21 protein-coding genes and 1 pseudogene are annotated in these 24807 nt (G+C 50.3%); 8 read left to right on the plus strand and 14 right to left on the minus strand.

The features are described 5' to 3' along the window. Window positions 1–63: 63 nt before the first annotated feature. The 4 genes and pseudogenes from TW77_RS17675 to TW77_RS26015 all read right to left on the minus strand — a co-directional run. Window positions 64–453 (minus strand): disulfide bond formation protein B, encoded by a 390-nt coding sequence (locus TW77_RS17675; RefSeq protein ID WP_046006308.1) that lies wholly within the window; start codon window positions 451–453, stop codon window positions 64–66. A 177-nt stretch (window positions 454–630) separates the two neighbouring features. After that, window positions 631–1233, minus strand: a complete 603-nt coding sequence (locus TW77_RS17680) for a hypothetical protein (protein ID WP_046006309.1) — start codon at window positions 1231–1233, stop codon at window positions 631–633. 116 nt (window positions 1234–1349) lie between these two features. Continuing rightward, on the minus strand, window positions 1350–1772 hold the full coding sequence (locus TW77_RS17685) for a VOC family protein (RefSeq protein ID WP_046006310.1): 423 nt from the start codon (window positions 1770–1772) through the stop codon (window positions 1350–1352). 13 nt (window positions 1773–1785) lie between these two features. Beyond that, window positions 1786–1887, minus strand: a pseudogene (locus TW77_RS26015) (GNAT family N-acetyltransferase); the annotation flags it as partial. Between the two features lie 242 nt (window positions 1888–2129). Between TW77_RS26015 and TW77_RS25240 the strand changes: the two are divergent. The 5 genes from TW77_RS25240 (at window position 2130) to TW77_RS17705 (ending at window position 7147) form a co-directional block, all read left to right on the plus strand. Then, a complete protein-coding gene (locus tag TW77_RS25240) occupies window positions 2130–2273 on the plus strand; it encodes a hypothetical protein (RefSeq protein WP_156158703.1) in 144 nt (47 codons plus the stop codon). After that, a complete protein-coding gene (locus tag TW77_RS17690; protein ID WP_046006311.1) occupies window positions 2270–2659 on the plus strand; it encodes an amidohydrolase family protein in 390 nt (129 codons plus the stop codon). Before TW77_RS25240 ends, TW77_RS17690 begins: the two co-directional genes overlap by 4 nt. A gap of 53 nt (window positions 2660–2712) precedes the next feature. Then, window positions 2713–3516: a hypothetical protein gene (locus TW77_RS17695; protein WP_046006312.1), complete on the plus strand. Its 804-nt coding sequence runs from the start codon at window positions 2713–2715 to the stop codon at window positions 3514–3516. 161 nt (window positions 3517–3677) lie between these two features. Further along, complete coding sequence (locus TW77_RS17700) at window positions 3678–5798, plus strand: TonB-dependent receptor (RefSeq protein ID WP_046006313.1); 2121 nt, start codon at window positions 3678–3680, stop codon at window positions 5796–5798. A 212-nt stretch (window positions 5799–6010) separates the two neighbouring features. Further along, window positions 6011–7147 carry an FG-GAP repeat domain-containing protein gene (locus TW77_RS17705; protein ID WP_052713251.1) on the plus strand — a complete coding sequence of 379 codons (1137 nt, stop codon included), beginning with the start codon at window positions 6011–6013 and terminating at the stop codon, window positions 7145–7147. Window positions 7148–7241: 94 nt separating this feature from the next. Here the strand turns inward: TW77_RS17705 and TW77_RS17710 are convergent, their stop codons facing one another. The 4 genes from TW77_RS17710 to TW77_RS17725 all read right to left on the minus strand — a co-directional run bounded on the left by TW77_RS17710 (window position 7242) and on the right by TW77_RS17725 (window position 12716). Continuing rightward, complete coding sequence (locus tag TW77_RS17710) at window positions 7242–7706, minus strand: nuclear transport factor 2 family protein (RefSeq protein WP_046006315.1); 465 nt, start codon at window positions 7704–7706, stop codon at window positions 7242–7244. A gap of 60 nt (window positions 7707–7766) precedes the next feature. Beyond that, window positions 7767–8030 (minus strand): hypothetical protein, encoded by a 264-nt coding sequence (locus TW77_RS17715; protein ID WP_046006316.1) that lies wholly within the window; start codon window positions 8028–8030, stop codon window positions 7767–7769. 1051 nt (window positions 8031–9081) lie between these two features. Next, window positions 9082–10746 carry a hypothetical protein gene (locus TW77_RS17720; protein WP_046006317.1) on the minus strand — a complete coding sequence of 555 codons (1665 nt, stop codon included), beginning with the start codon at window positions 10744–10746 and terminating at the stop codon, window positions 9082–9084. 65 nt (window positions 10747–10811) lie between these two features. After that, window positions 10812–12716, minus strand: coding sequence for an alkaline phosphatase PhoX (locus tag TW77_RS17725; RefSeq protein ID WP_046006318.1), 1905 nt, complete (start codon window positions 12714–12716; stop codon window positions 10812–10814). 243 nt (window positions 12717–12959) lie between these two features. Between TW77_RS17725 and TW77_RS17730 the strand changes: the two genes are divergently transcribed. Continuing rightward, window positions 12960–13502, plus strand: coding sequence for a DUF6942 family protein (locus TW77_RS17730; protein ID WP_046006319.1), 543 nt, complete (start codon window positions 12960–12962; stop codon window positions 13500–13502). A 1-nt stretch (window position 13503) separates the two neighbouring features. Here the strand turns inward: TW77_RS17730 and TW77_RS17735 are convergent, their stop codons facing one another. Genes TW77_RS17735 through TW77_RS17750 form a run of 4 tightly spaced genes read right to left on the minus strand, consistent with a single transcriptional unit; the run spans window position 13504 to window position 19330 of the window. After that, window positions 13504–14169, minus strand: coding sequence for a class I SAM-dependent methyltransferase (locus TW77_RS17735; protein ID WP_046006320.1), 666 nt, complete (start codon window positions 14167–14169; stop codon window positions 13504–13506). A 9-nt stretch (window positions 14170–14178) separates the two neighbouring features. Then, window positions 14179–17835 (minus strand): AAA family ATPase, encoded by a 3657-nt coding sequence (locus TW77_RS17740; RefSeq protein ID WP_046006321.1) that lies wholly within the window; start codon window positions 17833–17835, stop codon window positions 14179–14181. Next, complete coding sequence (locus tag TW77_RS17745) at window positions 17832–19046, minus strand: exonuclease SbcCD subunit D C-terminal domain-containing protein (RefSeq protein WP_046006322.1); 1215 nt, start codon at window positions 19044–19046, stop codon at window positions 17832–17834. Before TW77_RS17745 ends, TW77_RS17740 begins: the two co-directional genes overlap by 4 nt. A gap of 53 nt (window positions 19047–19099) precedes the next feature. Continuing rightward, complete coding sequence (locus tag TW77_RS17750) at window positions 19100–19330, minus strand: hypothetical protein (protein WP_046006323.1); 231 nt, start codon at window positions 19328–19330, stop codon at window positions 19100–19102. A gap of 435 nt (window positions 19331–19765) precedes the next feature. Here TW77_RS17750 and TW77_RS17755 point away from each other — a divergent pair, with 435 nt between their 5' ends. Continuing rightward, on the plus strand, window positions 19766–20260 hold the full coding sequence (locus TW77_RS17755) for a DUF6702 family protein (RefSeq protein ID WP_046006324.1): 495 nt from the start codon (window positions 19766–19768) through the stop codon (window positions 20258–20260). Between the two features lie 84 nt (window positions 20261–20344). Here the strand turns inward: TW77_RS17755 and TW77_RS17760 are convergent, their stop codons facing one another. After that, on the minus strand, window positions 20345–21796 hold the full coding sequence (locus TW77_RS17760; protein ID WP_052713252.1) for a metallophosphoesterase: 1452 nt from the start codon (window positions 21794–21796) through the stop codon (window positions 20345–20347). Window positions 21797–21874: 78 nt separating this feature from the next. Beyond that, window positions 21875–22648, minus strand: coding sequence for a substrate-binding periplasmic protein (locus TW77_RS17765; RefSeq protein WP_052713253.1), 774 nt, complete (start codon window positions 22646–22648; stop codon window positions 21875–21877). A gap of 202 nt (window positions 22649–22850) precedes the next feature. Between TW77_RS17765 and TW77_RS17770 the strand changes: the two genes are divergently transcribed. Beyond that, window positions 22851–24428, plus strand: a complete 1578-nt coding sequence (locus TW77_RS17770; RefSeq protein ID WP_046006325.1) for an alkaline phosphatase D family protein — start codon at window positions 22851–22853, stop codon at window positions 24426–24428. Window positions 24429–24807: the final 379 nt, after the last annotated feature.

A 24807-nucleotide genomic window follows, 5' to 3' on the forward strand; every position in this document is an offset into this window, starting at 1 on the left:
ACAGCTGTGCCAGCACATTCGATCAAATCACTTTAATAGTAAACACAATGATGCCAGACACAATCACTTTTCTTGTCGGGTGACTAACCAGACTAAGCCTATAATTGCCGTCATTGCCAGGCCCGACAGCAGGAAAGGGTCAATGATCAGGGTATCATTGAATGCAAACTTACCAGCCGAAATCTTTTTCCAGCCCATAAAGTGCTGATTGGCGGCCACAACTGCGCCAAAGAATCCCATGACCAGCGCGGCATACTTACCCAGCCAGTGGCGTGCCGCCCCTGAGAACAAAATCAGGCCGAGCAAGCCAATCACTGTGCGCTGTACACGGCAGTAAGGACAAACATAAACGGCTCCCATTAACTCCACCGTCCAGGCAAGCACAGAGACACCAATGGCGGCCAGGCCCAGCCACTTAGCGTGGCGGGTATAGGTTTCTAACTCAAATAACATCTATTTACCTTTCTTAATCAACAAGCTGCGTACACCACTATCTTTACTGGCAACAGCTCACACAACACAATTGGGATATATTATCACATATTCAAAATAAGAATAAGTAAGACTATTTAGATATAAAGAGGATGATTAGAGCGTGGCCGAGCGGCCACATTAAAAATCAAAACAGGGCTATTGCTGACGCTTTTTCACGGTAAGCAGGGCAACGATAAACACCAAAGCAAGCACATCGATGTGAACAGCATTTTCTGAAAGCGCGTCTGCATGCCCCGTAACGCGCACAGTCGAAGAGAACAAAATGCCAAAAGACAATTTGGACTCTGTTAGCCAGGTAAAGCCAATTTGGATCGCGCCCAGCCCCGTGTATTTATAGTTAAGTACTCCAAAAGAGAAGCTGACAAGCTGTAATCCCTGATTCAGTATGGATAGCCAGTACCACCTTACCTGCTCACTGATAGCGGTGTAGCCAGCCGCCGCACTAAGCACAATAAAGGGCAGGCTAATGAGTGACCACCACGACACAAAGGGGCCAACAAACAGGCCAACCGTCATCACCAGCGCAGCCAGTAACTGCATGTACCCTATAAATTTCACCCGCATTTCGGCACTATTAAATACCGAATTTTCCTGCAGCTGTTCGCACGGGCTTGTCTTTTCCTGTCGGGCACTGAGCTCTGCCATCAGGGCAGGGTAATTTTGCGAATCGGGGGTTGTTTGCAGCTTAGCTTCCTCAAGCTCTGCCAGAGTATACTGAGCGTAATCGACTTTTATCATTGTTATATGACCCCAAAAGATATGACACTGGACAAGTCCTTGAGTGTACTCTATTTAGGAAAATTCAGCAGTAAGTATCGTTTGCTCACCCCGACCTCGCCATGTAACTATTGATGCTAGCAGCCCCTGCGAGACATCGGGTGGTCATCGCAGTACTGGATCAGATCCCACAAATTCCCATACACGTCCTCAAATACGGCCACCGTGCCATAGTCTTGTGTCGCGGGTTCACGTACAAACTGAACCCCCTCGGCTTTCATCGCTTCATAGTCCCGCCAAAAATCATCGGTGCTTAAAAACAAGAACACACGACCGCCCGCCTGGTTGCCCACAAAGCGTTCTTGTTCGGGTTTAGAGGCTTTTGCCAGCAATAGAGCAATCCCCTGAGAATTGGGCGGTGCCACGACTACCCAGCGTTTATCCTGCTCCGCCTGATAGGTATCCTCTATTAACTCAAACTTGAGTTTACCGACATAAAAATCGAGCGCTTCGTCGTAGTCATTAACCACCAGTGCCACGTGCGCAATATTCTGTTTCATAGTCACCCTTAGCTTATTTTTGAGGTTGGAACTTCTTGGTCATACCCTGGCTCTTTGGGGCAACCAATCGGTATCCCAATTTTTCGTAAAATACCGGCTCATCGGCAATCATAGACGCACAGTAAATCACAAAATACTGTATATAAAACAGTTAAATATTCATGTTTTTCATCCACTACAAGAAAACGTGAGATAAGCGCATTATGCCTGGCCCGAGAACGCGCTGACTTTGGCGTAAACCCCCTTTACAATCTGCAGCCCAGAGCCCTTTGCATTGCACTAATGCGTTTATATAGGCAAACTAAGGGCTTGAAAATAAGACAATTTCAAAACTCGCCCAGCTCAAGGAACCAGCTAATGAAAACAATAATAACAAAGCTCTCAGCCGCACTCGCCATGCTTTCGGTGGCACAGTTCAGCCATGCGAGTGAAACGCCAGCCGCTTCACCAGACGCACTGCTGCTCACTCAGGTGCAGATTACCAGAGCGAAGAAACCATGAAGAAGTGGGGCAACCGGGAGGCCAAATGGCGTAAACAGGATGCACAAAGAACCGCTAACCTGGCCGCACTGGTAACAGCCGGTGTAACCGTTTTAGCAGGCACTGACGCCGGTAACTACGGCACTATTCAGGGTTACTCTGTGCACAGAGAAATACTGAAATTCACTCAGGCTGGCATGACAAACTGGCAAGCACTGGCAGCAGCCACCACACGCTCAGGTTCCTTTCTGGGCATTGATAACACACTGCAAACCGGTGCTCAGGCAAGCTTTGTGATCCTCGATGCCTCACCGATAAAAGATATTCAGAATACCCAAAAAATTCACGCCGTGATCCATCAGGGCAAAGTGGTGAACCGGGAGCAGACTCTTAAAAACGGATTTTAATCTCGGGCGCCGCCTCCATGAAGCGGCACCTTTCATCAACAGGTACCCTTTTTATGCGTAGTACTCTTATTGGCATGCTGACAGGCCTGTGTCTTTTTATTTGTGCACAGCTCTTTTACCCAAAAGAACAGAATGACAGCGAGAATATCAAAGGTGCAGATTCCATTGTCACACAAGTTCAGCATCCGGACCTGACGAATAAAATGGTCAGCACGACACGCCAGCAACCCGAGCAGGTGCAGGCCAAGTCAGCTGACACACAGTTTAAACAAGCCATGCAAATACGCCAGTGTCGCAACGTTCCGCGTAACGACGAAGCATTCAATCAATGGCTTGAAGAGGCATTATCTCGCGATGAAGTGCACGAGATAATCGAAACCATGAAAACCAGATATCAACGCTGCCTGAACAATACAAGCCGCGATGAAAACTATGTTCAGCAGCTAATAAACGCAGCCCAAATGGGCTCTGATAAAGCAGCCGATACACTGTGGCGACTAGCCCCGACAGAAGTGCATCAGGCACTGAATTTCAGCACACTCACCAGAGATGAGCAGGTTGCTCGCATGAAAGCATTCACAGCACAAAAATATCAGGTGACTGAACAAGTCGCATTGCTGGGTGGGGAGAAAGCAGCCTTGCAGTTGATCCGTGGGTATCAGTACCTGGACCCTGACACAGGCGGACAAAACTATATTCAGGCGCTGGCATACAGTCATTACTTTTTGCAAACCCGCCAGGACAGCGAGGTATATAGTCGCGTTGAGTGGACCAGAAATTACCTGGAACAACGCATGACGCTGGATGAAATCACGCAGGCACAGCAACTGGCCGGTGAGTTACAGCATCGCGAATAAGATCATTAAGCCATACAAGTGAATACCATGTGGCAGCACTTGGTTTACTCGGCCAGACAAAGATCGACAATAAAGCCACCACCGTATACCGACCGCATAATTTGTACATTTTTGCGTGGCAGGATTATCATCCAGCTCCCTGAACGAATAAAGAGGTCTTCATGAAACCCGGTTTGACTGTTTCTGCGTTAACGTTTGCCTTGCTACAGGCGTATTCAGCACAGGTTGCTGCTGACACAGCAGGTATCGACCAGATAGAAAAAATCACGGTTACATCAACCCGTACAGCCAAAGCCAATACCGATCTGGCACTGAGTGTGGGTCAGGTATCCGAACAAACCATTGCTGACGACAATGCGCAGCATATCTCCGAGTCATTGCAAACCATACCGGGGGTTTTGATCAATCAGCTATCGGGTGGACAAGGGCACAATGCCGCTGTGCGCATGCCGATTAACTTTGACGGCTACACCTTATATTTGCAGGATAATATCCCGCTGCAATCCGCGGCCTTTTATACCCATAACGCGCTGTGGTGGACCACCAGTAATATTGGTTTGTCACGCCTCGAAGTGCTCCGTGGTGCGGGGACCAGCCTGCATGGCGCAGGCGCTGTTGCAGCCACAGTCAACGTACTGTCAAAACCCGTCACAGCAGATAAGAATACGCTGGGTCTGACGCTGGGTGAGCACGGTTATTCACGGATAAATGGCAGTACCACCTGGCTGGATGATAACCAGGGTGGATTGCGCGTATCGGCGGCCTACCTGGATAACGACGGCTGGCGAGATCACAATGCCGTTGAGAAAGCCGAGCTGGATGTACGCCACGAATATCAGTTGGACGACAAACAAAGCCTGACAACCTCACTGATCGCTTCATCCCTTGATCAGCAGATCCTGACAACACTCAGCATAGACCAATTTGAGCTGGATCCCTCTCAGTCAGGCCTGCCCGACGAGGTGATCGCTTTAGATCCGCGCAGAACCACGGATTATATGCGACTCAGCACTGAATACTTGTATGAAGACAAAGACCTGAGTGTGTCACTCATTCCTTATGCGAGGCATCGCACATTAGAGCACCTCGCTACTTGGCAGCCCAATTTCCCGATAGAAGAAACGGAAGTCACCACATTCGGCCTGCTGGCACTGGCCAGCTGGTCTCACCAAAACAGTGCTCAAACGACATTAGGCGTTGATCTGGAGCATACGTCCGGAGACACCTATTCGTTTCAGCCCACTACCCGGATCACCACGGGGCGCGGAGCGGCGACTTACCCACAAGGGCATGTGTTCTACGACGACACCACCACCTTTAAAAGCGTGTCACCTTACATCCAGCATATCGGCTATTTTAGCGATGCACTCAGTTACACGCTGGGCGCACGGTTTGACCACAGTGAATACGAGTTCGACAATGCCTTGGTGAAATACAAAGACGACGGCTTTGGTAATCGCTCCATCGCCTCGCGTAAAGACACCTTTAGTCACCTCAGCCCTAAGCTGAGCCTGAACTATCTGCTGAATGCACACTCCAGCGTTTACGCACGCTTCGCCAACGCAATGCGATTGCCCACGGCACCTGAAATGTATCACCTGAAAAGTCGCCAGAGCAGCGCACAGCTTGGCAGCCTGAAAGAAGAAACGTCCGATACTTATGAGCTGGGCTACAAGGCCAACCTGGATGCGTTGTCGATTGAACTGGCTTACTATCTGATGGATGTGGACGACGCCATTGTTACGGCATTCAGTGATCTGGGCGCCTCTTACCGGGTTAATGCTTCCAGTGTCAGACATAAAGGTTTTGAGCTTGGCCTGAATTACCAGTTTAACCGCGCATTTTCTGCCGCGCTGGCATACAGCCAGTCTGACCATGAATTCCGTCATTACATTCGCGATGAGGGGCGGATTCACCGCGAGACGGGCGAGTCGATGGAACAAGATTTGTCGGGTAACAGCCTGCACATGGCACCGGAATATGTTGCCAATTTCCGGCTCAACTACCGCAGTCAGGCCATTAAAGGGCTCAGGCTAACTGCGGAAGCCAAAAGCATCGGCGACTACTACCTGAGCGTTGAAAATACCGATAGTTACTCGGGTTATACGGTGTTTAACCTCAAGGCCAACTACCGGCTCAATAAGCGCGTAAAACTCCACGCCCGGATAGCCAACCTCACCGACAAAACCTATGCACTACAAAACGAGGAGCGCTTTGGCCGAACCCGTATCCAACCGGGCATGCCGCGCACAGCGTATGTCGGGATTAGCTACAATTTTTAACCATAGGTGCACCTTCCTTACTTAGGCCCAGATGCTACTTATATCTGGGCCTACGTAAATCTTGTTTAATCTGTTGGCACTTAACATCCGCTGTAGTACTTTAATCTTTGTGCATAAAACAAACTAACTGTGGCGATGTTTTAACCCTATCCACAACACTTACATTATCCCGTAGCTTTAGTGTTGTTTACTCAAACAGATACAGGTGTAACATGATGAAAAGTAAAAGGATTGTGCTTTTCCCGGTAGCAATTTTCGGTTTCATTGGCTTATCTTGCTCTGCTGAAACAATCAGCATTCTGGACACCAAATATAGAACGTCCACTTTTCAGGTTGGTGCCGGGCAACCAACAATCCTAGTGCATGATCTCAATTCAGATGACAATCCTGACTTAGTTTTTGCCAATACCGCAGATAACAATGTGATTGCGTACCTTGGCGATGGCGCAGGAGGTATTCATAAAAGCGGGACGTTTGACGCAGGAGAAAACCCCTCCGGCATTACTGCGTCTGATTTAAATCGTGATGGTCATGCAGATTTAGTGATAGCCAACCACGAGACCTCTTATGTGACTATGCTGTATGGAAATGGCAAAGGCCGGTTTATGCCGGCACCTTACTCTCCAATAAACTTGAACGTAAAGCCCCACCCACATGTTGTTAAACTGGCCGACCTGAACGGTGATAGCAGAACAGATCTTATAGTCGACAGCCGCACTCATAAAGGGGTTCTGGTTTTAAAAGGTCTGGCAAATGGTAAGTTTCAAACACCGGGCAAAGTCGTGCGCACTGGCGGCGACCCATACAGGGGGTTTGCCATCAAGGATATCAATGGTGATGGTTATCCAGATCTGGTTACACCAAACCAAAACAACATAGGAATAGCCACTAACGCAGGGACAGATAATTTCGCTTTTTCTTTGCATACCTTGCCACAAGCTATCTCTCCATTCGCCGTAGAGCTGGCAGACCTGAACGGGGATAACAAGCCAGACTTAATTGCTGCTAATAATGGTAATGCGGTAACCGTTTTTTTTGGTGATGGAAAAGGTAATTTCAGCGTTGATACAAAGGCCACTATCCAGGCATCTTCGGGTGCAAAGCAAATTGTGACGGGTGACATTAACCATGATGGGATTGAAGATGCTTTAATCAGTAGCTGGTCTGGTGAATTACTCATTATTTACAGCAATCAAGGCAAGCTAAAGGGCACTCGCTTCAAGCACAGCAGTATCCAAAACCCCTGGGGGCTTGCACTGGCAGACCTTAATAAAGATGGCAAAAGTGATATTGTCATTGCAGACGGCACGAGTAACAAAGCGGTGATATACGTAAGTCAGCGGCTCTAGTACGACGCTTAACCGTATCGAGCCGGTGAGCAAGCCCAATACTGGGCCACTTACCGAGCTCGCTTCGCAACTGTTACGATATCATTGAGCCAAACTACCATAATTCCCTGATCAGGCTAATTTTGCCATCTTTAAAACCAAATACGGCCAGCATCGGCTCTTGCTGTTGCCAGCTGCCATCAGCCTGGTTAACACCATAGGCATACTCCACAGCGATGTGGCTTTTACCCGGGATCGTACGTAATACCCGGATCTCACGGCTGGTTGCACTATCGTAGCGGCCGCTTTCAAGGTTGCGTAAAAAAGCGCGTCGCCAGGCGGGCTTATCAAAATTAGCCTGATACTCAATATGCTCGTACTTAACCTCGTCGTGCATAAGGTTAATCAGGGCATCAATATCCGCAGCGGTAGAGCCTTTATACGAGACCGTATCCAGCGCATCAAAATACTGGTTTACTTTGCTCAGCTGACAATCGGTTGTGCAGTCAGCTTTCGCCTGTGCTCCCAGTGAAAGCAAACCTAAAAAGGCGCTGGTCATTATTTTTCTTGTTGTTTTCATTCCACTTCCTTCATTTACCGAGGACATCATTCATGTCTGGTTTACTTATTCAATCCAGAGCTAATCACCATTGTTCGATTGTTCATAGCCGTCAGTTATCGATGGCTCAGTGCCCTGCTGTTCACGGTATACTTGCTTAGCGACACGCAGTCCCGCCAGATATCCGATACTGGCACCACCAAGCCCAACTCCAAGCAACCAGACCAGAGCACTTTCAGTATCAGCCATACTTGCAAACAGGACCAAGTAATATACCGCTGCAGACAATAGCCCGATAACCAACGCAAAGATAAGCGGGAGCCGTTCAGCCCAAATAAACATCATAATTTTTTGTTTTTCTTTTTTTGCATATGACTTTCCTGTGGCGGCTTACCATATCCACTACCGCAAATACCTTAGCATGCGAATACCTTACTTATCACCGAACCGACTGTTTCGGTTGTATTGAATTGTGACAGATTGGCAATCCTAATTGGATAGTTATTCGTTCTAACTATCTAAAAAATATGTAGTTGTAAGTTAACCAGTGAAATTTCTACTACATAAGCTATTCATCATTGCTTACATTTTTACTGGAGTTCGGTGAGGTTATATAAAGCTCTTTTGTTGGTGCCGTACTCAACAGTAATTTTTCAATTCACATCAAATCCAGAGCAAAGATAGCTTGATAACTTATATTAGTGAGCTTTCACCTTGCGCAAAGGCCGCGCTAAAGCACGACTTTGCACGATACATCCATGAAAAGCGTTCGCAGCACGGGGACGCCGAGCCTGCGATGATTATTAATCGTCGTTCGCATGAGGTACTAGTGGAAATACTGATTGCTGCACAATCTAAATCCAGCTAAAACGGCTCATTTCACCTTGCGCAAAGGCCGCGCTAAAGCACGACTTTGCACGATACATCCATGAAAAGCGTTCGCAGCGCGGGGACGCCAAGTCTGCGATGATTATTAATCATCGGTCAGTTAAGGTACGAGTGGAAATACGTCCCTGTAGGGGGCTTCCGGCTTTTCATCCATGAAAAGCGTTCGCAGTGCGGGGACGCCGAGTCTGCGATGATTATTACTCATCGGTCGCATAAGGTACGAGTGGGCACACGTCCATGTGGAGGGCTCCCGGCTTTTCATCCATGAAAAGCGTTCGCAGTGCGGGGACGCCGAGTCTGCGATGATTATTAATCATCGGTCGCATGAGGTACGAGTGGAAATACGTCCATGTGGAGGGCTCCCGGCTCGGCGTCCATGCCTCGCGTTCACAATATTCGATGATAATTAATCATCGGTCGATTAAGGTACGAGTGGACATACGTCCCTGTAGGGGGCTCCCGGCTTTTCATCCATGAAAAGCGTTCGCAGCGCTGCGATGATTATTAATCATCGGTCGCTGCTCACCCAATCAAGTTGCATGTCCCATTGGTGTTGGTTTTCCTTTTTTAACGGGGCCTGGGAGTCGTCTACTTGTTGCAGTACGTTGCTTGCTTCAACCAGCGTTGCGTCGCGGCCGAACAGGTAGCTTTGCTCTTCCACTATGGTTTTGTAGGCTTTGTTGAGTGCCAGTGCACGCTCTTTTGACGGGGTGATCAGCTCGTACAGGCTATCTGCCGACTCAACTTTTTCTTTGTCTACCGTGCCGTCTGCTTTAAACCACTTTTGCAGCATTTCACGGTTCTGGCGGAACTCGTCGCCACCGCCAACACGGTTCATATAAGTCAGGAACTCGCCAAGTGTTTCACCTTTGTTGGGCACATCTTTCATTTCTTTGAGGTTGATATAACCCCAGCCGCGCGCGCCTTCTACTTTGCGGGCAAATGAGAAGGTCTGGTCGTAAGTTGAGCCTATGGTTTTGTGGCAGCCATTACAAAATGCCAGCTCCTGCTTATGCTGTGGTCTCAGGTTACCTTGCTTGTCTTCAATGTAACCATTAATGGTCCAGCCAAAAGTGTTGTTGATACCCTGATCGCCCAGATACAGGGTTTGTGGCAGGTTTCCGAATTCTTTTTCTTTTTCTTCGCGATGATATGAAGAGTTCAGTGACTGGCGGGTCTTAAATCTGTGCTTTTTCATGTAACGCACTTCTTTCATGCGCGGTGCGTTATAAATGCCACCATGTTCGTCCACACCAATGTAACGTACGGTATGCAGGAACTCGGTTTCCTGAGGGTAGAGCATATGCGCCAGCGCATCGGTGGCATCCCCTACATAATGTGATTGCCTGCTTACCTCGCTGATTTTTGTGAGTTGATTGTCGCCGTTTAAATCCTGGCCAATGCGCTGCTCAGAAATTGTAGGAGTAGAGATCTTATCTAAGCCTTTTAACGTCAGCTCAACCAGACTCAGGTTTGCCAGATACACGTCCTGATTGTACACACCCCCTTTTGAGCGAAACGCTTCGGGCAAACGGATCATCACATCGCCCGTAGAGCCGTTAGTGGGCCAAAACGTCGACGGGAAGGGCTTGTAGTTAAACGCCACCCAGCCGCTGCCATCTTTGGCAAAGCCCATTTCATCAAAGGCTTTTTCCGGATAGGCCAGGTTTTCCAGCGGCGTTATTTCACCGCGCCATTGCTTATCTTGTTTCAGCTTTTCGATAAACGGGGTGTAATTATCCTGATTGATCCAGTCTATGATCTCTTTGTCTGGCATACCCGCAATCAAATCTGTCCTGTCAACAAAGAGGTTTTTCCAGTGGTTTTTCAGGCCCAGATCAGAGAATTCATACACGCCCTGCAAGTTGCCATCGCGCATCGCATTCGGTCTTTCTGGCTCTTGCTGATAAGACTGATGACAGGCATAACAAGGGTTATTTACACCATCGGTTTTGGTGTAACACTGGGGCGGGATAACCGACTCTGGGTTATAGACCTCATCGTGCTCCATGTAAGCGGTTGCCGGAATGTCATCACCGGGTTTGTAAGGAGCAGCTTTATGTGCTGACGGCGAGGCGATTAGTTCGGCAGCTTGATTATGATGTTGTGATTCTTCGCAGCCGGTCAGTGCCAGGCCAGTGAGTACCGCCAGGCCGATTACTTGGTATTTCATTTTTATGACGCCCATTTTTGGATAAAAAAATGCGGTGCCACGAACGGGCACCGCGAGTCTTACAGTTACTTAGCGTTAGGATCGTACAACCACAGGGTGTTGTTTTCCTGGATACCGTCTTCACCAATGATGATGCGGCCGTCCTGCATAACAATCACGTTATCAGGCTGAGACAACTGATTGACATCACACTCCTCTGCGCCAGTCATGCTGGAGCGGAATGTCCCCCCCATCACCACAGGCTCAATGCGAGTCAGGTTATAGTTGTTATCGATGTGCGCGCGGTAAACACCACCACAGTCAAGAACACGTGCCGACAACCGGATATCACCCTCATCACCGATCATAGTGTCGTCAATGTCAGCAACACCGATATACATATAAGCCTGCTCAACCACTTCGCCCGGCACTCTGTCCTGACCAGTTACGGCTTCGACTACGCGGTCGTAGTTGATGCTGATCCCTTCCAGCTTGCGCCACTCAGCCGTTGCACCTAATTGCTTGGCCGCCTGGCGAGACTCAAGGAATGCAGCACGGTTATCCATTGGCTTACCCGCCGTAACCAGGCCACCACCCTCGGCAAGCGTTGGGTAGGTTGCTTTACCTGTTGCCCAGGCTTTTACGTCAGCCACAGACAGGTAACTTGTTTGACCTTGAACAAAGTCTGCAGTGCTGATTTCATCGTACTCGGCAATCCAGGCTTCAATTTCGGCATTGGTGCCCGATGCAATTTCAACCCAGGTCACATCAAAGCCAGTCACAGCCGGATCGTTCAGGCCTTTGTCCTGAGTCAGCTTCGCCCCATAAAGCGTACCTGAGCTTAGGTCTTTAGGTTGATCCGCAATGAACTTAAACAGTACACCTCCAGTATCATCCTGAGAGGAGTAAACAGTGCGCTCATCTGGCATGACTACGGAGTTTTCGTGCTCGTAACGACCAATAGTGAAGTGCTTCACAACATCTGGCGTATCAGAAAGCGGATTTTGCACCTCTGCAATATAACCGTAGCGGTAAGGGTTAGGGAACTCAGGTGCAACCAGCTCTTTCATTCTTTCTATCTTCACAAAGGCCGGATCATTCCAACTAGCATGTTGAGTGGTGTCAACGTCAGACCTTACAATCCACTCTTCAGACGTCAGTGGCGTGCCCCAGGGAGATACAGATCCAAAACAGTTCGCAGCGGTGCCTTTAACGGCATCAAAATCGAGCATCATAGCTTCTTCAATTTTCCACTTACCCGTGTCGCTCTTGCTCATTTTAAGGCGGCTCATACCACCCGGGTATGCTTCCCAGTTAGTAAATAAATAACCTGTATTTTCATCGTCAGCACTTGGGATAAAACCATTGAAGTCCGGGTTATCATTTTCAAGGATTTTATCACCTGAAGTGATGCCGTAGTGCACACCTAAGCCATCAGCCAGGCCTTTCTCACCCAAATCCGCATACACATCACCGGTCTGACCCAGGATCTGGTATTCACCAATCGCAGTCACAACTGTTTGTCTCTCAAGCTCTGTCACTGGAACCGGTGAGCTCACAATATTGCGTGGCAACTCGTTGAAGTTAACACCGGTTAGTACACCCACAGTACCGCCGTCATAAGGGCGCTGATTACCATCTACCAATGTATTCGCATCGCTTGGGTGCTGTACATTGAAGAACAGGTCGCCTTGCTCGCTCAGGAACAAACCTGTGACCTCAGCACCTGCTGGCACAGTGGCGATACGGATCAGGCCTGAACCACCGTTTTGACCATCTTTACCGGCAACACCGTCAACACCATTTGTACCATTTGTACCATTAGTACCATTAGTACCGTTCGTGCCATTTGTGCCACTATTACCTTGTTCTCCCTGAACACCTTGCTCACCCTGAACACCCTGAGGGCCTTGTTTACCATCATCACCATCACAGGCGGTTAATGCCACTGTGACGGCAGCGGCGATCAACGAATATGCTATGCGCTTCATTAGTTACTCCGAGTTAGTTGCTACAATTGCTACAGTTATTGTTATCAAGCGCACAACAGGTTGGGATGAACCGGTTACAGATACATTGCTTAAACATTAAATTTTTCAGTCAGTTATAAGTCAGATACAAGACCCCCCAGATAAATCGGTAGCTACATTCTGTGTAAAGGGGGTTTACAGAACACACAGTGGTAAAAACAGATATAATGGTCAGAGTATTAGCACGCACTATTTACAGAGATCATGAATTTACCAACTTACGGATTTGGCGCAGAGCAGGGGTTGCTGGCCATTTATGTTGAGCACCCGCCAAAACTCGCAGAATTTCAAAATTTGAATAAAGTCATAGCGTTACAGACAGGAGAGATAGACTACATTAACCAGCAATGCGGTAACGGCTGGCGCAAAGTGTTTAATGTGTATGCTAAATTTGTGGCTGAGCTCAGCCATCCAGATCATGATTTTACTAACCATCCGGAGCAGTACCCAAGCTGGCAGCAGTATCGGGATAAACGGCTGTTACAGCAAGGCTGTCAGGAGGCTTTGCTGTTTTCTGCGCCAGATCTGGCGGCAAATCGCTATGACTGGCACATCATAGCGGGCCGCACCTATGGCAAAACACTACTCAGAGATCATCTTTTTACTAACTCTATGCACTGGATAGATGAAGAGTTTGCTATCGACCCCGTCAATAAGTTATTGATTTGCCCGTACTTGGACTATCGCCAACTTAGTAATATCAAGATCTCAAAGTTAGTCGCGTTAGTTCGTGCAGGTGCCGCCTGATTTATTGCCTGATACAAGCTAAGCCACTGAATCCTAAAGCTTTAAAAAACATCTGCGCGGTCGAAAAGCCACTTTCATCCAGCAATTCGGCCAGCCGCATTCGATCGAGTGGGTAAAATTCGTGCTCCAGATTATGGCGCATCCGTTCTTCACCGATGTGGGTCAGGCCCATCGCACGGCAGTGCTTAAGCTGAGACTCGCGCTCAAACTGGGTTTCGGGCTTCATCAGATCTGCCAGTAGCAAGTGCTTACCAGGCTTGAGGTTACTATGAATTGACTCCAGCAGTGCCAGCTTGGCGCCATCGTCTGCCACAAAATGCATCACCAGCAGGCATAGCGCTATATCAGCCTGATACTGCCCCGGGCTCAGCGGCCCAGAATGTATGGTTACCCGTGACGACAACCCCAGGTTAGTAAAATTTTGATCTGCGATGGCCAGCATGTCGTCCGATACATCCTGCACAATGAATGTCCAGTTCGGATTACTCTCTGCCAGCTGTAATACTTCTTTGCCCGTACCGGCTCCCACAATCAGAATTTGTGCCTGCTCGGGGAGCAAGGTTTGCAACTGCGCCTGCACCAGTTCATGGAGCAGCTGATAACCGGGCACCAGGCGTTCAATGCGGCTGTCGTAATGGGTTGCTTCGTCCTGTGTAAAACTGGGCATGGTATGTCCTTATCGTTCGCTGATGGTGACCGACGAATAGCCGCCGGCCTGTTTTTGTACTTTTATCTGGGTGGCAACCCGCTCGGTCATTTCCGCCACATGAGAGATCACGCCCACTTTACGCCCCTGAGATTGCAAGGCATCGAGTGCATCCAGCGCCACACTGAGGGTTTGCGGATCTAAGGTGCCGAACCCTTCGTCGATAAACAACGAGTTTATCTGCACCTGGTTGGAAGACAATGAAGCCAGGCCCAGCGCCAGCGCTAAAGAAACCAGGAACGACTCGCCCCCAGACAAGGTATTCACACTGCGCTGCTCATCGGCCATATCGCGGTCAATAATAGCGATCTCCAGCGACTGACCAATCACAGTCAGGCGGTAACGCTTACTCAGGCTGCAAAGATGATGGTTGGCATATTGCAATAAGATCCTGAGCGTCTGGGTCTGCGCCAGGTTGCGCATGGTTTTGCCCGTCGCATCGCCCAGCAGGCGGTTTAATAAATGCCAGTGCTCATATTCGGCTTGTTGCGCCTCAAGTGCCTCATACTGCTCTGCCAGATAGGCTTTGTTGTCATCGTGCTGTTTCAGTAAAGCATTGACGCTGATTAGCTTCGCCTGGCTGCCATCACGCTCCTGCTGTAACTGTGCCAGTCGCTCTGTAAGCTGCGCCTGGCTTTGTTCTGTCACAGGCTCGGCGCGCAACATCTGCAGCTCCTGTTGCAAATGCGTGTGTTTGTTCTGTGCACTGTGCAGCGCTTTACTCAGTGCATCATGCTCGTCCAGCAGTGCCTGCCACTGGTTTTTATCCCATTGCAGCAGTGCCTCAACCTCGTCTTCTGTCATGCTGTCAAACTGAGTTTGCAGCTCCGCCAGCCAGCTCTGATAGCGCGCCTGAACCTTATCAAGCGCTTCTTGTAACTGCTGTTGAGATTGCTGCTTATGTGCCAGCGTGAGGGCCTGAGACTCCTGTGCCTGACGCAGCTGGGCCAGGCCCTGAGTCGCCTGAGTTTGCAGGGCTTCAGCCTGTTGTTGTTCATCCAGCAAAGACTGATGCCAGTTGTCTGCGCTGATCTCAAGTGGCTGAATGGCTACCCGCTCACGCGTCAGCGCATCGCCTTTGTCAGTCAACGCCTGTCGGGACTGAGCCGCTTTGTCGAGCTGCGCCTGCTTATCCTGATACTGCTGGCGCAGTAGCTGAGCGGTGTGTTCGTCTTCACTGATCTTGTGTTGTAACTGACTGATCTGCTGCAGTTGCTGCTGTCTAACCCGCACCTGCTCGCCAAGTGTAGTAATGGCCTGCTCAGGCGCCTGCTCAAAGGCCTGCCACCATTGCGGCGCACTGTATAGCTGCTGAACCTGAGCCAGTGCCTCTTGTTGCTCCGTCTCCAGCTCCGTTTGTCTGGCTTGCCCATAGGCTCTGGCCTGCTCAGCGCGTTCAAGCTGGCTTTGTAGCTGCTGGTTTTGCTGCTCCAGCTGCTGTATTTCATGCTGGCAAGCTTGCTGTTGCTGCCATAGCTGTTGCTGTGTTTTGCTGAGCTGGCTATAGGTTTGCAGCTTTTTATCCAGCTGTTCAAGATGTGCCTGAGGATCGTCGGTGTCACGCAACTGAGCGGGCAGCTGCGCCAGCGCCTCGGCAATTTGCGTCAGCTTACGATTAAGCTGCGCTTCGTGTTGCAGTGCCGCCTGTAACTGACCGTTGCATTGCTCAGCCTGGCCAACCAGCGCATGATATCGCTGTTGTGTCTGCTCGCGGGCTTGCTCGGCTGCCTGATATTGCGATTCAAAGTCCGCAATCAGCGTTTGCCAGTGGCTGTCGATATGCTCCACGCCATAAGGATGCTCCGTCGAGCCACACACCATACATTCCTGTCCGGCAACCAGTTGCGCCCTCAGTGTGCTGATGTTGTCACTGGCACGAAATCGCACTTGCTGCAGATTTTCCTGGGTCAGCAATACTCGTTGTCTGGTCAGCTCATCCTGCTGCTCGGTGTCTTTGAGTTGCTGTTGCAGGCTGTGATGTTGATGCCGCAGGCGGTCAATGTGCAGCCGGTGCTCGCCCTGCTCCTGTTGTAACTGGGCACGCTGTGACTGGTTTTGTTGCGCCTGAGCCAACTGAGTACGCTGAAACTGCAATGTTTCATAATCAAGCTCATTGAGCTCAGACTGAGTGGCACTCAGCCTGGCCTGAATATCTGCCAGCTGCCGGTTCTGCTCGGTTAATCTGGGTTGCAGTGCCTGCTGTGCTTGTTTGTCTTTATCGGCATTAAGCTGTGCCTGTTGTTGTTCTTCCGCCAGCTTATTGAGCTGACCCTGACACGCCTGCCACTGCTTTAGTGAACCGCTTATCTGCCCCCATTGCTCGCTCGCTTGCGTCAACGCAGGGTCGGCCTCACAGACTTGTTGTAACTGGGTAAGCTGTTGACAGTCGGCGTTCAGCTGAGTATCAAGCGCCTCGCTTCGCTGTTGCAACACCTCATGTTGCTCACGCAAGGCGTTATACTCCGCGCTGCTTTGTGCCAGCAGTTGTTTATTGGCTTCACGTTGCTGATCCAGTTCACGCAATGATTGCAGGGCAGGGGTGCACACCTGCAACTGGTTTTTCGCCTCGCTGAGTCGCCCCTGAGCTGCTTGCAGCTCTTCCTCCGCTGCGCGGATCTGTGGTGCATAATCTTGCTGCTGCAATTGGCCAATATCCAGACCTAATTGCTTGAGCCGGGCAGTGGTATCGCGAGCCTGAGCGCGGTTGTCAGCAATCACCTCAACGGCTTTTGCACGCCGGGCGCGGTCGAAATCATCGGCTTGTGCACTCAGGCGCTGCTGACACTGTGCTTGCTCCTGCTCTGCCTGAGCACATTGCTGAGCCAGCTTGTCACAGGCCTGATACCAGTTAATGCCTTGCTCCAGCTGTTTTTCTTCCTCACGGGCCTGTGCGATAGCCGCTGTCAGCTGAGCTGCGGTTTGCTGGTTGTCAGCCAGCGCCTCGTCGCTGAGTAAGGTGACATGATCCAGCGACTGTTTGCGCTGCGCCAGTGCGTCTTGCTTGGCTTTGTGATGCTCAAAAATCGCTTTGCCTATGACACTGAATTTGGCCGTGCCGGTGAGTGTTTCGAGCAGTTGCGCCCGCTCATCACTGTTGGCTTTCAAAAACGCCGCAAATTCATGTTGTGCAAGCAGAACTGCACGAGAAAACTGCTCAAAGTTCAGGCCCAGTAACTGTTCCAGCAGCTGTTTGGCTTCGGTGGTTTTGCTGGCTAGTACCGTATCATCAGCAAGGCGCACCACCTGATGCTCCGCTTCTTTGATACGGCCATCGAGTTTGTTACGGGCGCGTCCCACCCGCCAGCTGGCGCGGTATTGGTTGCCATCCTGACCACAAAAAGTGACTTCGGCGCGGCCACTAACACAGCCCCGGCGCAGTAAATTACGGGGGTCGTTGAGTTTGAGCTCATCGCCATTGAGCATCACTTTGTTTTTTGCATCGGCCTTCAGTCGGGCCGTTTTGCCGTACAGCGCCAGGCATATCGCATCCAGCAAGGTACTTTTACCTGCCCCGGTGTCGCCAGTGATGGCAAACAAGCCGGTGTCTTTTAACGGTGGCTGGGTAAAGTCAATGTCGGCATCCGCCAGCGACGCCAGGTTTTGCACCTGGATCCCAAGTAATTTCATGCTTCCTGCTCCTGTACACTCGCCAGCACCTGCATCAGGCAATCCTGTAAGGCTTGTGGCACGGCCTGCTCACTGTCTATTTGTGCCCGGTATGCCAGCTCCAGCAAACTCACCGGCTCTAGCTTTTCGACCTGACCCAGGTCTTCAAAATGTGGCTCGTCTGTGGCTTGTTGTGCATTGCTGACACGCTCAATGCCGCAAAAGTGCACCTGTTTGTCTGTCAGCGCCTGCTCAATCTTGTGGCGAAACTGACTATCCGTTTCACTGGCATTGAGCCGCAACCTCAGATAGGGCGTTGCAGTGTCCTGGTATTGCGATAAATCGAGTTCACTGAGTAAGTTCATTAACTCATCCAAAGTCGCACCACCGCGCTCGGGGAGTAAAATAACTTGCTTAAGGCGGGGAACGTCAAGGGGCTTTACACTGCTCAGCGCGTTATTGGTAAATTCCACCAGCAACGTTTGATGGCGATAATTACGCTCTGAAAACGACATGGGCAGAGGTGTGCCGCAATAGCGAATAGCCTCACTACCAGCGACTTTTTGCGCCTTGTGTAAATGCCCAAGCGCAACATAGTCGGGGCGCTCACCAAACACATCCGCCGTAATGGCATCAAACCCGCCAATGGTGATATTGCGCTCTGAATCGCCGGAAATACTGCCGCCTTTCGCATGTAAGTGGCCCATGGCCAGAACAGGGAATTGCGCATCCAACGCCTGGTAGGCAGCCTGATAAGCACGTGCAACACCGCGCTGATAGGCCTGCGGATCGTCAGCCTGAGCATCCAGGTCGGCGCTGCGTAAAAATGGCATGGCCACAACCTGCAAAGTACCATTGGCAGTGCTCAGGGTTTTCACCACATCGTGAGGAGTGTGCTTATCAAAGCGACCCACAACATGGGTATCAAACTGACTGAGCAGGGGTTTAGCCGTTTCTATTCGGTTTGCTGAGTCGTGATTACCAGCCGTGATCACAATATGCAGATTGGGGTTGTCGGTTTTCGCGCGCCTGATGAAGGCATAGAGCTGCTGCTCCGCCATAGCTGAGGGCGTGGCACTGTGATAAATGTCGCCACTGACAATCAGTACATCGATTTGATGAGAAGTGAGTGTGTTGCACAGCCAGTCGAGAAAAAACTGATGCTCAGCATGACGGCTGTGCTCGTAAAACTGTTGACCCAGATGCCAGTCGGATGTGTGTAAAACCTTCATGCAGCGTTCCTTAACCTTAATGACGGTTAATATACACTGCTTAGGCGAATAGGTTAATGGCTGAGTTGACGCCAGGCGTAAATCACCACCGGGATCACCAGCAACCACAATGCTCTGAGGTAACGGTTATGCCTGCCGTGTAAACGCTTCAAGGCCGACTTTTCGTTACATGCGGCCACTTTATCAACATAAAAATAGCCATCATCTAGATACTCTTTACAGTTCTGTTCGTCCGCCGGAATGGCAACGAGTTTCTCATGTTTTTTTAGTATGTAGAAATCCATACTGCTCACCACATTTTAAGCTAAACGGGTACTTAGTACAGAGCAAAACCAACGCCAGTTTTACTCGCCGATTGAAAAGTCCGCGATTTTACTGGGAATTTAGTTTCGATTTCAACCATTGAATTTGGCTTTTTTAATTTATTTGTAAAATAGAGACAATAAATTTGCAAAATGGGAACTTGGCACGAAAATTATTGTTATTTTGACACACAGACTCTGTCATTTTTACACACTCAAGATCTTAGCGTCTTGCGTGCTGGCAGTGGCGATGGATCCATTTCATCACATTCATAACCGGTGCACACAATGCAAAAACCTATTGTACTCACTGCATACCGATTATTTTAATCTGGATAACAAGCTCAGCAGTAAAATAACAATATTCCAGGGCGATACGCGCTATGATAGAAGCCTTAAGCAACCAAGAGGTACCCCATGAAGGATCGGCTGATTGCCGCACTGGCATTAATTTGGGTGAACACAGCCACAGCGCACCAGATTAAGGCAGCAATGACGACCGTGCTGATAGACCCGGGCAGTGCGCAGCTCGAAGTGATGCACCGGTTTCATTTGCACGACACGGAGCATGCTGCTGAAGAATTGTTTGGCGAAGACGCCGACCTGTTTAACAATGAGTCTGACAGAGCGCGCTTTGCGCAGTATGTTGATAATAAGGTGGCGTTTAAAGATGAAAGCGGTAAAACCATCCCGCTGACTTTAACCAGTGGCAGCATCGACGGGCAATTTTTCTGGGTTATTCAGCGCGCGCCTGTGCCCGCAACGCTCAACCGGCTGCAAATGCGTCACGACGCACTCAGAGACATTTGGCCTGCCCAGGTCAATATGGTCAATTTCAAAACCCATAATACGGTTCACACTCTGCACTTTAACGCAGACGATGGCTGGCTGTGGGTGGATTTTTCAAAATAACCATTTAACAGAGACGCAGTGCCCGGACAGGTCAGGTTAACAGAATAATGGTCGCCACCTTTGTTCAGGTGGCGACTTGTCGGCTTAGCGCGCTATCTGGCACAGGGCTTTACCTTGTTCAGCCTGCTTACTGCCACACTCAAGAAACACCTGGCCCTGAGTATTGTAAAATTGCCCCTGCCATTGCTGGTCTTTTGCCAGTTCAATGGAAATATAACCAAACTCACCTTGCGTATTGCCCTGTGCACGCTTGCCATCAATCTGGGCGCTGAATCCGCTGTTTGCGCCGGTTGAACTCAGGCTGACCCCACTGTTGCCCACCACCAGTTGAGGGGGACGACCACTATTCTTACCGAAAGCCAGCGATTGGTAAATATGCATATGCCCGGATAAAGACAAGCTGACCTCGGGCGGTAATTGCTGCGACTGAGTGGTTTTCAGTGCGGTTTGCAGCATATCCGTGATTGAGGGCGTGCCAACCGGCCCGCTTTGCCCCCACAGCGGCCTGTGCGTCATCATCCATAACGGGGTTTTCACCCGCGATGCAACTTGCTGCAAGCGGGAATACTGGTCGCGATACTGGCGTGTCAGGGTTTGTGGCGCACGCGAATCGCAGGCATTGGCCGAATCCATCACCCACAATGCCAGCGAGTCTAGCTCAAGCAAGTAAGGGTCTATCATGACAATATGACCGCTGGCCTCGCTGGGCGGCTGGCTGAACTCCCCCTGATAGGGGCAAGACTGCTGCGCGATACCACCGGGCAGGTCTGAGCCTGGCCCCAGGAAATAAAACCAGCCAGGGCCTGCGCGACTGCACAGTTCATGATTGCCTCTGGCAAATACCCAGGGGGCGCTTGCCAGCAAAGACTTAGCCGGGGCGAATAAATCGGCCTGCCAGCTCTGCCAGGTGTCGGGTTTGGGACTGCCGCTGGCATTTTGTGAGTAATAGGTTTCGGTTAATCCACATGAAGGGCCGCCATAGCCGCCATCTCCCGCATCATAAGCGTAAATGTCTTTGCTGATACTGCCCGACGTGCCGCGATAGTTAAAGTCGCCCATATGCAGGATCAGCTGCTTGGTTTGCTTTGCCCCCAGGTCTGCCAGCTGAGCAAAGGGCTGCGCAGCACTTGCGCCTTCGCACACCGAACTCTTACAGCCCGAATCACCAAAGACCTGAATATGCTCAGGAGCCAGCGTGACCGGAGCCAGCTCTATTCCACCGTGAGAGAGCCGATAACGGGTATCCGGATTTATCACAGCTTCACAGACCGTGACCGGAAAGTTATCCGGATCCGGGTTTAATCGTCTGGCCTGCGTTTTTATCGCCTCACCACTTGAGGGCAGCAATTGCGGGCATTGCTGGTCGCTGATATGCGCACCATCGACAATGGCTCTGGCATAAACCTGTACGCCGCCTTTTTGCGTGGGCGCCAGCATAGTAAAAGCGGCATAAACTTGTGGATCGTTGGCAGCACTGTCTGCGGTGCCCATGCACCCGGAGAGTAAAACAAACAGAGGGAGAATGTGATTGCGCATTGTTGTTTCCTTTATTGCGGCTCCATTAGCTTCCTCAGTGTAGACCACAATAAAGCGATATCTATATTACCGCTTATTTCAGTGAGCCCCGCGCGGCACGGTGTGATGGGTATAATGCTCAACCAGTTTGTCTATGTCCGGGCGCAGGCGCTTTATCACACCATTAAAACGCGCCAGCTGCGCTGCGTCGAACAACTCTTTGCGCAATAAAAAGTGCACCTGATTGTTATGGACCGGATAGTCCCAGATATGGAAGTTTTTGATCCCCAGTTTGCGGCCCATAAAGCGGCCAAGAATTTCGTCTTCAATAATAAAGTCGACGCGCTTTTTAGCCAGCATTTCGACGCGCTGCGTACTGCCCGAGATCCCCACCAGCAAATGTCCAAAATCGGGGTTATCGGCAAGGTTTTTGAGCTCCTCACCATAGTAAGAGCCAATGCTCAGCCCAATACGATAACCCAGTCGCAGCAATGCTTTTAAGTCCATTGCCATACGCGGCTGGCGCAGAGAAAACAGGCGCATTTTTTCCCACCGGTAAGGGTCAGAAAACACCCCCAGCTCAGCGCGCTCCTGCACATAGCTGACCATCAGCAACACATCTACAGCCCCTTTACCCAGCTGATCTAAACTTCGGGCAGACGTGGGCAGGCGTAAAAAGCGCGGGCAAATATTCAGCTCACTAAACACCTTGCGGGCAATCTCTACATCCAGCCCGTACGCACCACGTTCATCTACCGCTGTCAGCGGTGGCCAGTCGGCAACAACACCAATTTTAACTTCGCTGGCACACGGCTGCTGCGCCAGAGCCTTTGGCCCGTAAAACAAAAGCCCCACAATAAAAAAGCACCACACTCTGAGATACCACCTGACACCAACCACTCTCACCTGCTTATTATCTGACCTAATTCCTTTAGTTATAGCCATTATCGCGTCAGTTTTAAATCAAAGCAGCCTGTTTGGCCGCAAAGTATGTTCAATGTAATATTTTTGTTATATAAAATTAACACAAACGCGTTTAAATACCGCCCAAAAATGATAATTAGAGTATTTACTTATGAGCCTATCCCGTCGCGAATTCTTTAAAACCAGCCTGATGCTGTCCACCGTTCCCCTCACACTGGGGCTGAGCGGCTGTACCTTTTCACAAAACCCGTTCAGCCATGGTGTTGCCAGCGGTGACCCATTAGATGACCGGGTGATCTTATGGACCCGCATTACCATTCCGCCCGAGGTGCAGGAGCGGGTAGATATGGCCACGCTCAGCGTCAAAGTGCTCTGGCAGGTCTCAGAAGATCCGCAATTTTCTGCACTTGTTGCAGAGGGCTTTGAGATCACCGACGGACAGCGCGATTTCACCGTTAAGGTTGATGCCAGCGGGCTTGCACCCGATACCCGCTATTATTATCGCTTTATCATTGATGAGCTGGATAAGCCCATCACCTCGCCGACAGGGCGCACCAAAACTCTGCCAGCTTACGATGTTAGCCAGGTTAAGCTGGCCATGACGTCGTGCTCGCACTTTAGTTATGGTTATTTTAATGTGTACGCCCGTATCGCGGAAATTGACGACCTGGATGCCGTACTACACCTGGGTGACTACCTGTACGAGTACGGTAACAAAGATGTCTACCGCAATCCGTTCCTTTGGAACCGCAAAGTTCAGCCAGCTCACGAAATGGTGACCCTGGACGACTACCGGGTGCGCCATGCCTGTTATAAAACCGACGAAGACTTGCAAACCCTGCATCAGACCCATCCGATGATCTGTATCTGGGATGATCATGAATTTACCAACGACACCTGGTCGGGCGGGGCAGAGAACCACAATGACGGCGAGGGTGACTGGCAAACCCGTAAGGCCGCTGCAATTAAAGCCTATTATGAGTGGATGCCGATCCGTGAGCCGAGCGACAACAACCGGGAGCGATCTTATCGCCACTTCCAGTTTGGATCTTTGCTGGATCTGAATATGCTCGACACCCGTTTGATCGGCCGCGATCAGCAAGTTGAGATCAAAGATCCGGCGCGCCTGGATGAATCACGCACTTTACTGGGCTATACGCAGGAACAATGGCTGTACGACAACCTGTTTGAGGCCAAGCAAAACGGCGTACAATGGAAGCTGCTGGGCCAGCAGGTGCAGATGATGCAAATTCAGATGCTGGGCAAACCCGTTAATGGCGATGCCTGGGACGGTTACCCGGCTGCACGCCATCGCCTCCTTGATTTTATTGAACAAAACCAGATAGATAACGTGGTGTTCTTAACCGGTGATGTACACTCGTCATGGGCCGCGAATATCTGTAAAAACCCCTATGACTGGCACGAATACAACCGCTTTACCCACGAAGGAGCCATTGCGGTAGAGATCGTCACCTCGTCGGTCACATCACCGTCAATTCCGGTGCCGGGCCTGCAACAGTTGGTAGGCGATGTTGGTAAAATTCTGATCCCGGAGAATCCTCACATCCGCTATATCGACCTGGCCAATCGCGGTTTTGTAACCCTGGACATCACTCAGGACGAGCTGAATGCCAGCTGGCACCATGTGCCGTTCGTCGGCTTTAAGAATGATCAGTCGCACATTGGCAAGCGCTTTACCGTGAAGGCTGGCAAAGCCAAACTGGTTTAATCGCAGCACAAGTGGCACTTTTGCGCTACCAGGTCGCATCAGTGCCACTTTGTGGCCTTATCCGGCTCTGCGGTTGAGTCATATACTACCAAGCGACACATGCTTCATGGTCCACCTGCTGGTATGGCAGTGTATTCAAGTAGATCCCGCATCAAGTGCGTGATGACTGGTTGTGTATGCTAGTTTGTGCGCTACTTGTTTAATCCCCATGCGCGATAAATGGCGGTAGTGTCTTAAGTAAGGCTTTATTAAACCTTTGGCACATTCATATTTTCACTCAACTTTACCCATCACACCCGCCATCCCATCACACCCGCCATCCCATCACACCCGCCATCCCAGCTTCGCCCTCGTCATCCCAGCTTCGCCTTCGTCATCC

This window comes from Pseudoalteromonas rubra (assembly GCF_000967655.1).
Lineage (GTDB): Bacteria > Pseudomonadota > Gammaproteobacteria > Enterobacterales > Alteromonadaceae > Pseudoalteromonas > Pseudoalteromonas rubra_A.

Excerpts from the sequence above, each read along its gene's own strand:
- TW77_RS17730 (WP_046006319.1), top strand. The coding sequence starts at position 12,960 with ATGAATTTACCAACTTACGGATTTGGCGCAGAGCAGGGGTTGCTGGCC.
- TW77_RS17695 (WP_046006312.1), top strand. The coding sequence starts at position 2,713 with ATGCGTAGTACTCTTATTGGCATGCTGACAGGCCTGTGTCTTTTTATT.
- TW77_RS17715 (WP_046006316.1), bottom strand. The coding sequence starts at position 8,030 with ATGATGTTTATTTGGGCTGAACGGCTCCCGCTTATCTTTGCGTTGGTT.
- TW77_RS17745 (WP_046006322.1), bottom strand. The coding sequence starts at position 19,046 with ATGAAGGTTTTACACACATCCGACTGGCATCTGGGTCAACAGTTTTAC.
- TW77_RS17750 (WP_046006323.1), bottom strand. The coding sequence starts at position 19,330 with ATGGATTTCTACATACTAAAAAAACATGAGAAACTCGTTGCCATTCCG.
- TW77_RS17700 (WP_046006313.1), top strand. The coding sequence starts at position 3,678 with ATGAAACCCGGTTTGACTGTTTCTGCGTTAACGTTTGCCTTGCTACAG.
- TW77_RS17705 (WP_052713251.1), top strand. The coding sequence starts at position 6,011 with ATGATGAAAAGTAAAAGGATTGTGCTTTTCCCGGTAGCAATTTTCGGT.
- TW77_RS17735 (WP_046006320.1), bottom strand. The coding sequence starts at position 14,169 with ATGCCCAGTTTTACACAGGACGAAGCAACCCATTACGACAGCCGCATT.
- TW77_RS17770 (WP_046006325.1), top strand. The coding sequence starts at position 22,851 with ATGAGCCTATCCCGTCGCGAATTCTTTAAAACCAGCCTGATGCTGTCC.
- TW77_RS17690 (WP_046006311.1), top strand. The coding sequence starts at position 2,270 with ATGAAGAAGTGGGGCAACCGGGAGGCCAAATGGCGTAAACAGGATGCA.
- TW77_RS17675 (WP_046006308.1), bottom strand. The coding sequence starts at position 453 with ATGTTATTTGAGTTAGAAACCTATACCCGCCACGCTAAGTGGCTGGGC.
- TW77_RS25240 (WP_156158703.1), top strand. The coding sequence starts at position 2,130 with ATGAAAACAATAATAACAAAGCTCTCAGCCGCACTCGCCATGCTTTCG.
- TW77_RS17710 (WP_046006315.1), bottom strand. The coding sequence starts at position 7,706 with ATGAAAACAACAAGAAAAATAATGACCAGCGCCTTTTTAGGTTTGCTT.
- TW77_RS17725 (WP_046006318.1), bottom strand. The coding sequence starts at position 12,716 with ATGAAGCGCATAGCATATTCGTTGATCGCCGCTGCCGTCACAGTGGCA.
- TW77_RS17760 (WP_052713252.1), bottom strand. The coding sequence starts at position 21,796 with ATGCGCAATCACATTCTCCCTCTGTTTGTTTTACTCTCCGGGTGCATG.
- TW77_RS17680 (WP_046006309.1), bottom strand. The coding sequence starts at position 1,233 with ATGATAAAAGTCGATTACGCTCAGTATACTCTGGCAGAGCTTGAGGAA.
- TW77_RS17755 (WP_046006324.1), top strand. The coding sequence starts at position 19,766 with ATGAAGGATCGGCTGATTGCCGCACTGGCATTAATTTGGGTGAACACA.
- TW77_RS17720 (WP_046006317.1), bottom strand. The coding sequence starts at position 10,746 with ATGAAATACCAAGTAATCGGCCTGGCGGTACTCACTGGCCTGGCACTG.
- TW77_RS17685 (WP_046006310.1), bottom strand. The coding sequence starts at position 1,772 with ATGAAACAGAATATTGCGCACGTGGCACTGGTGGTTAATGACTACGAC.
- TW77_RS17740 (WP_046006321.1), bottom strand. The coding sequence starts at position 17,835 with ATGAAATTACTTGGGATCCAGGTGCAAAACCTGGCGTCGCTGGCGGAT.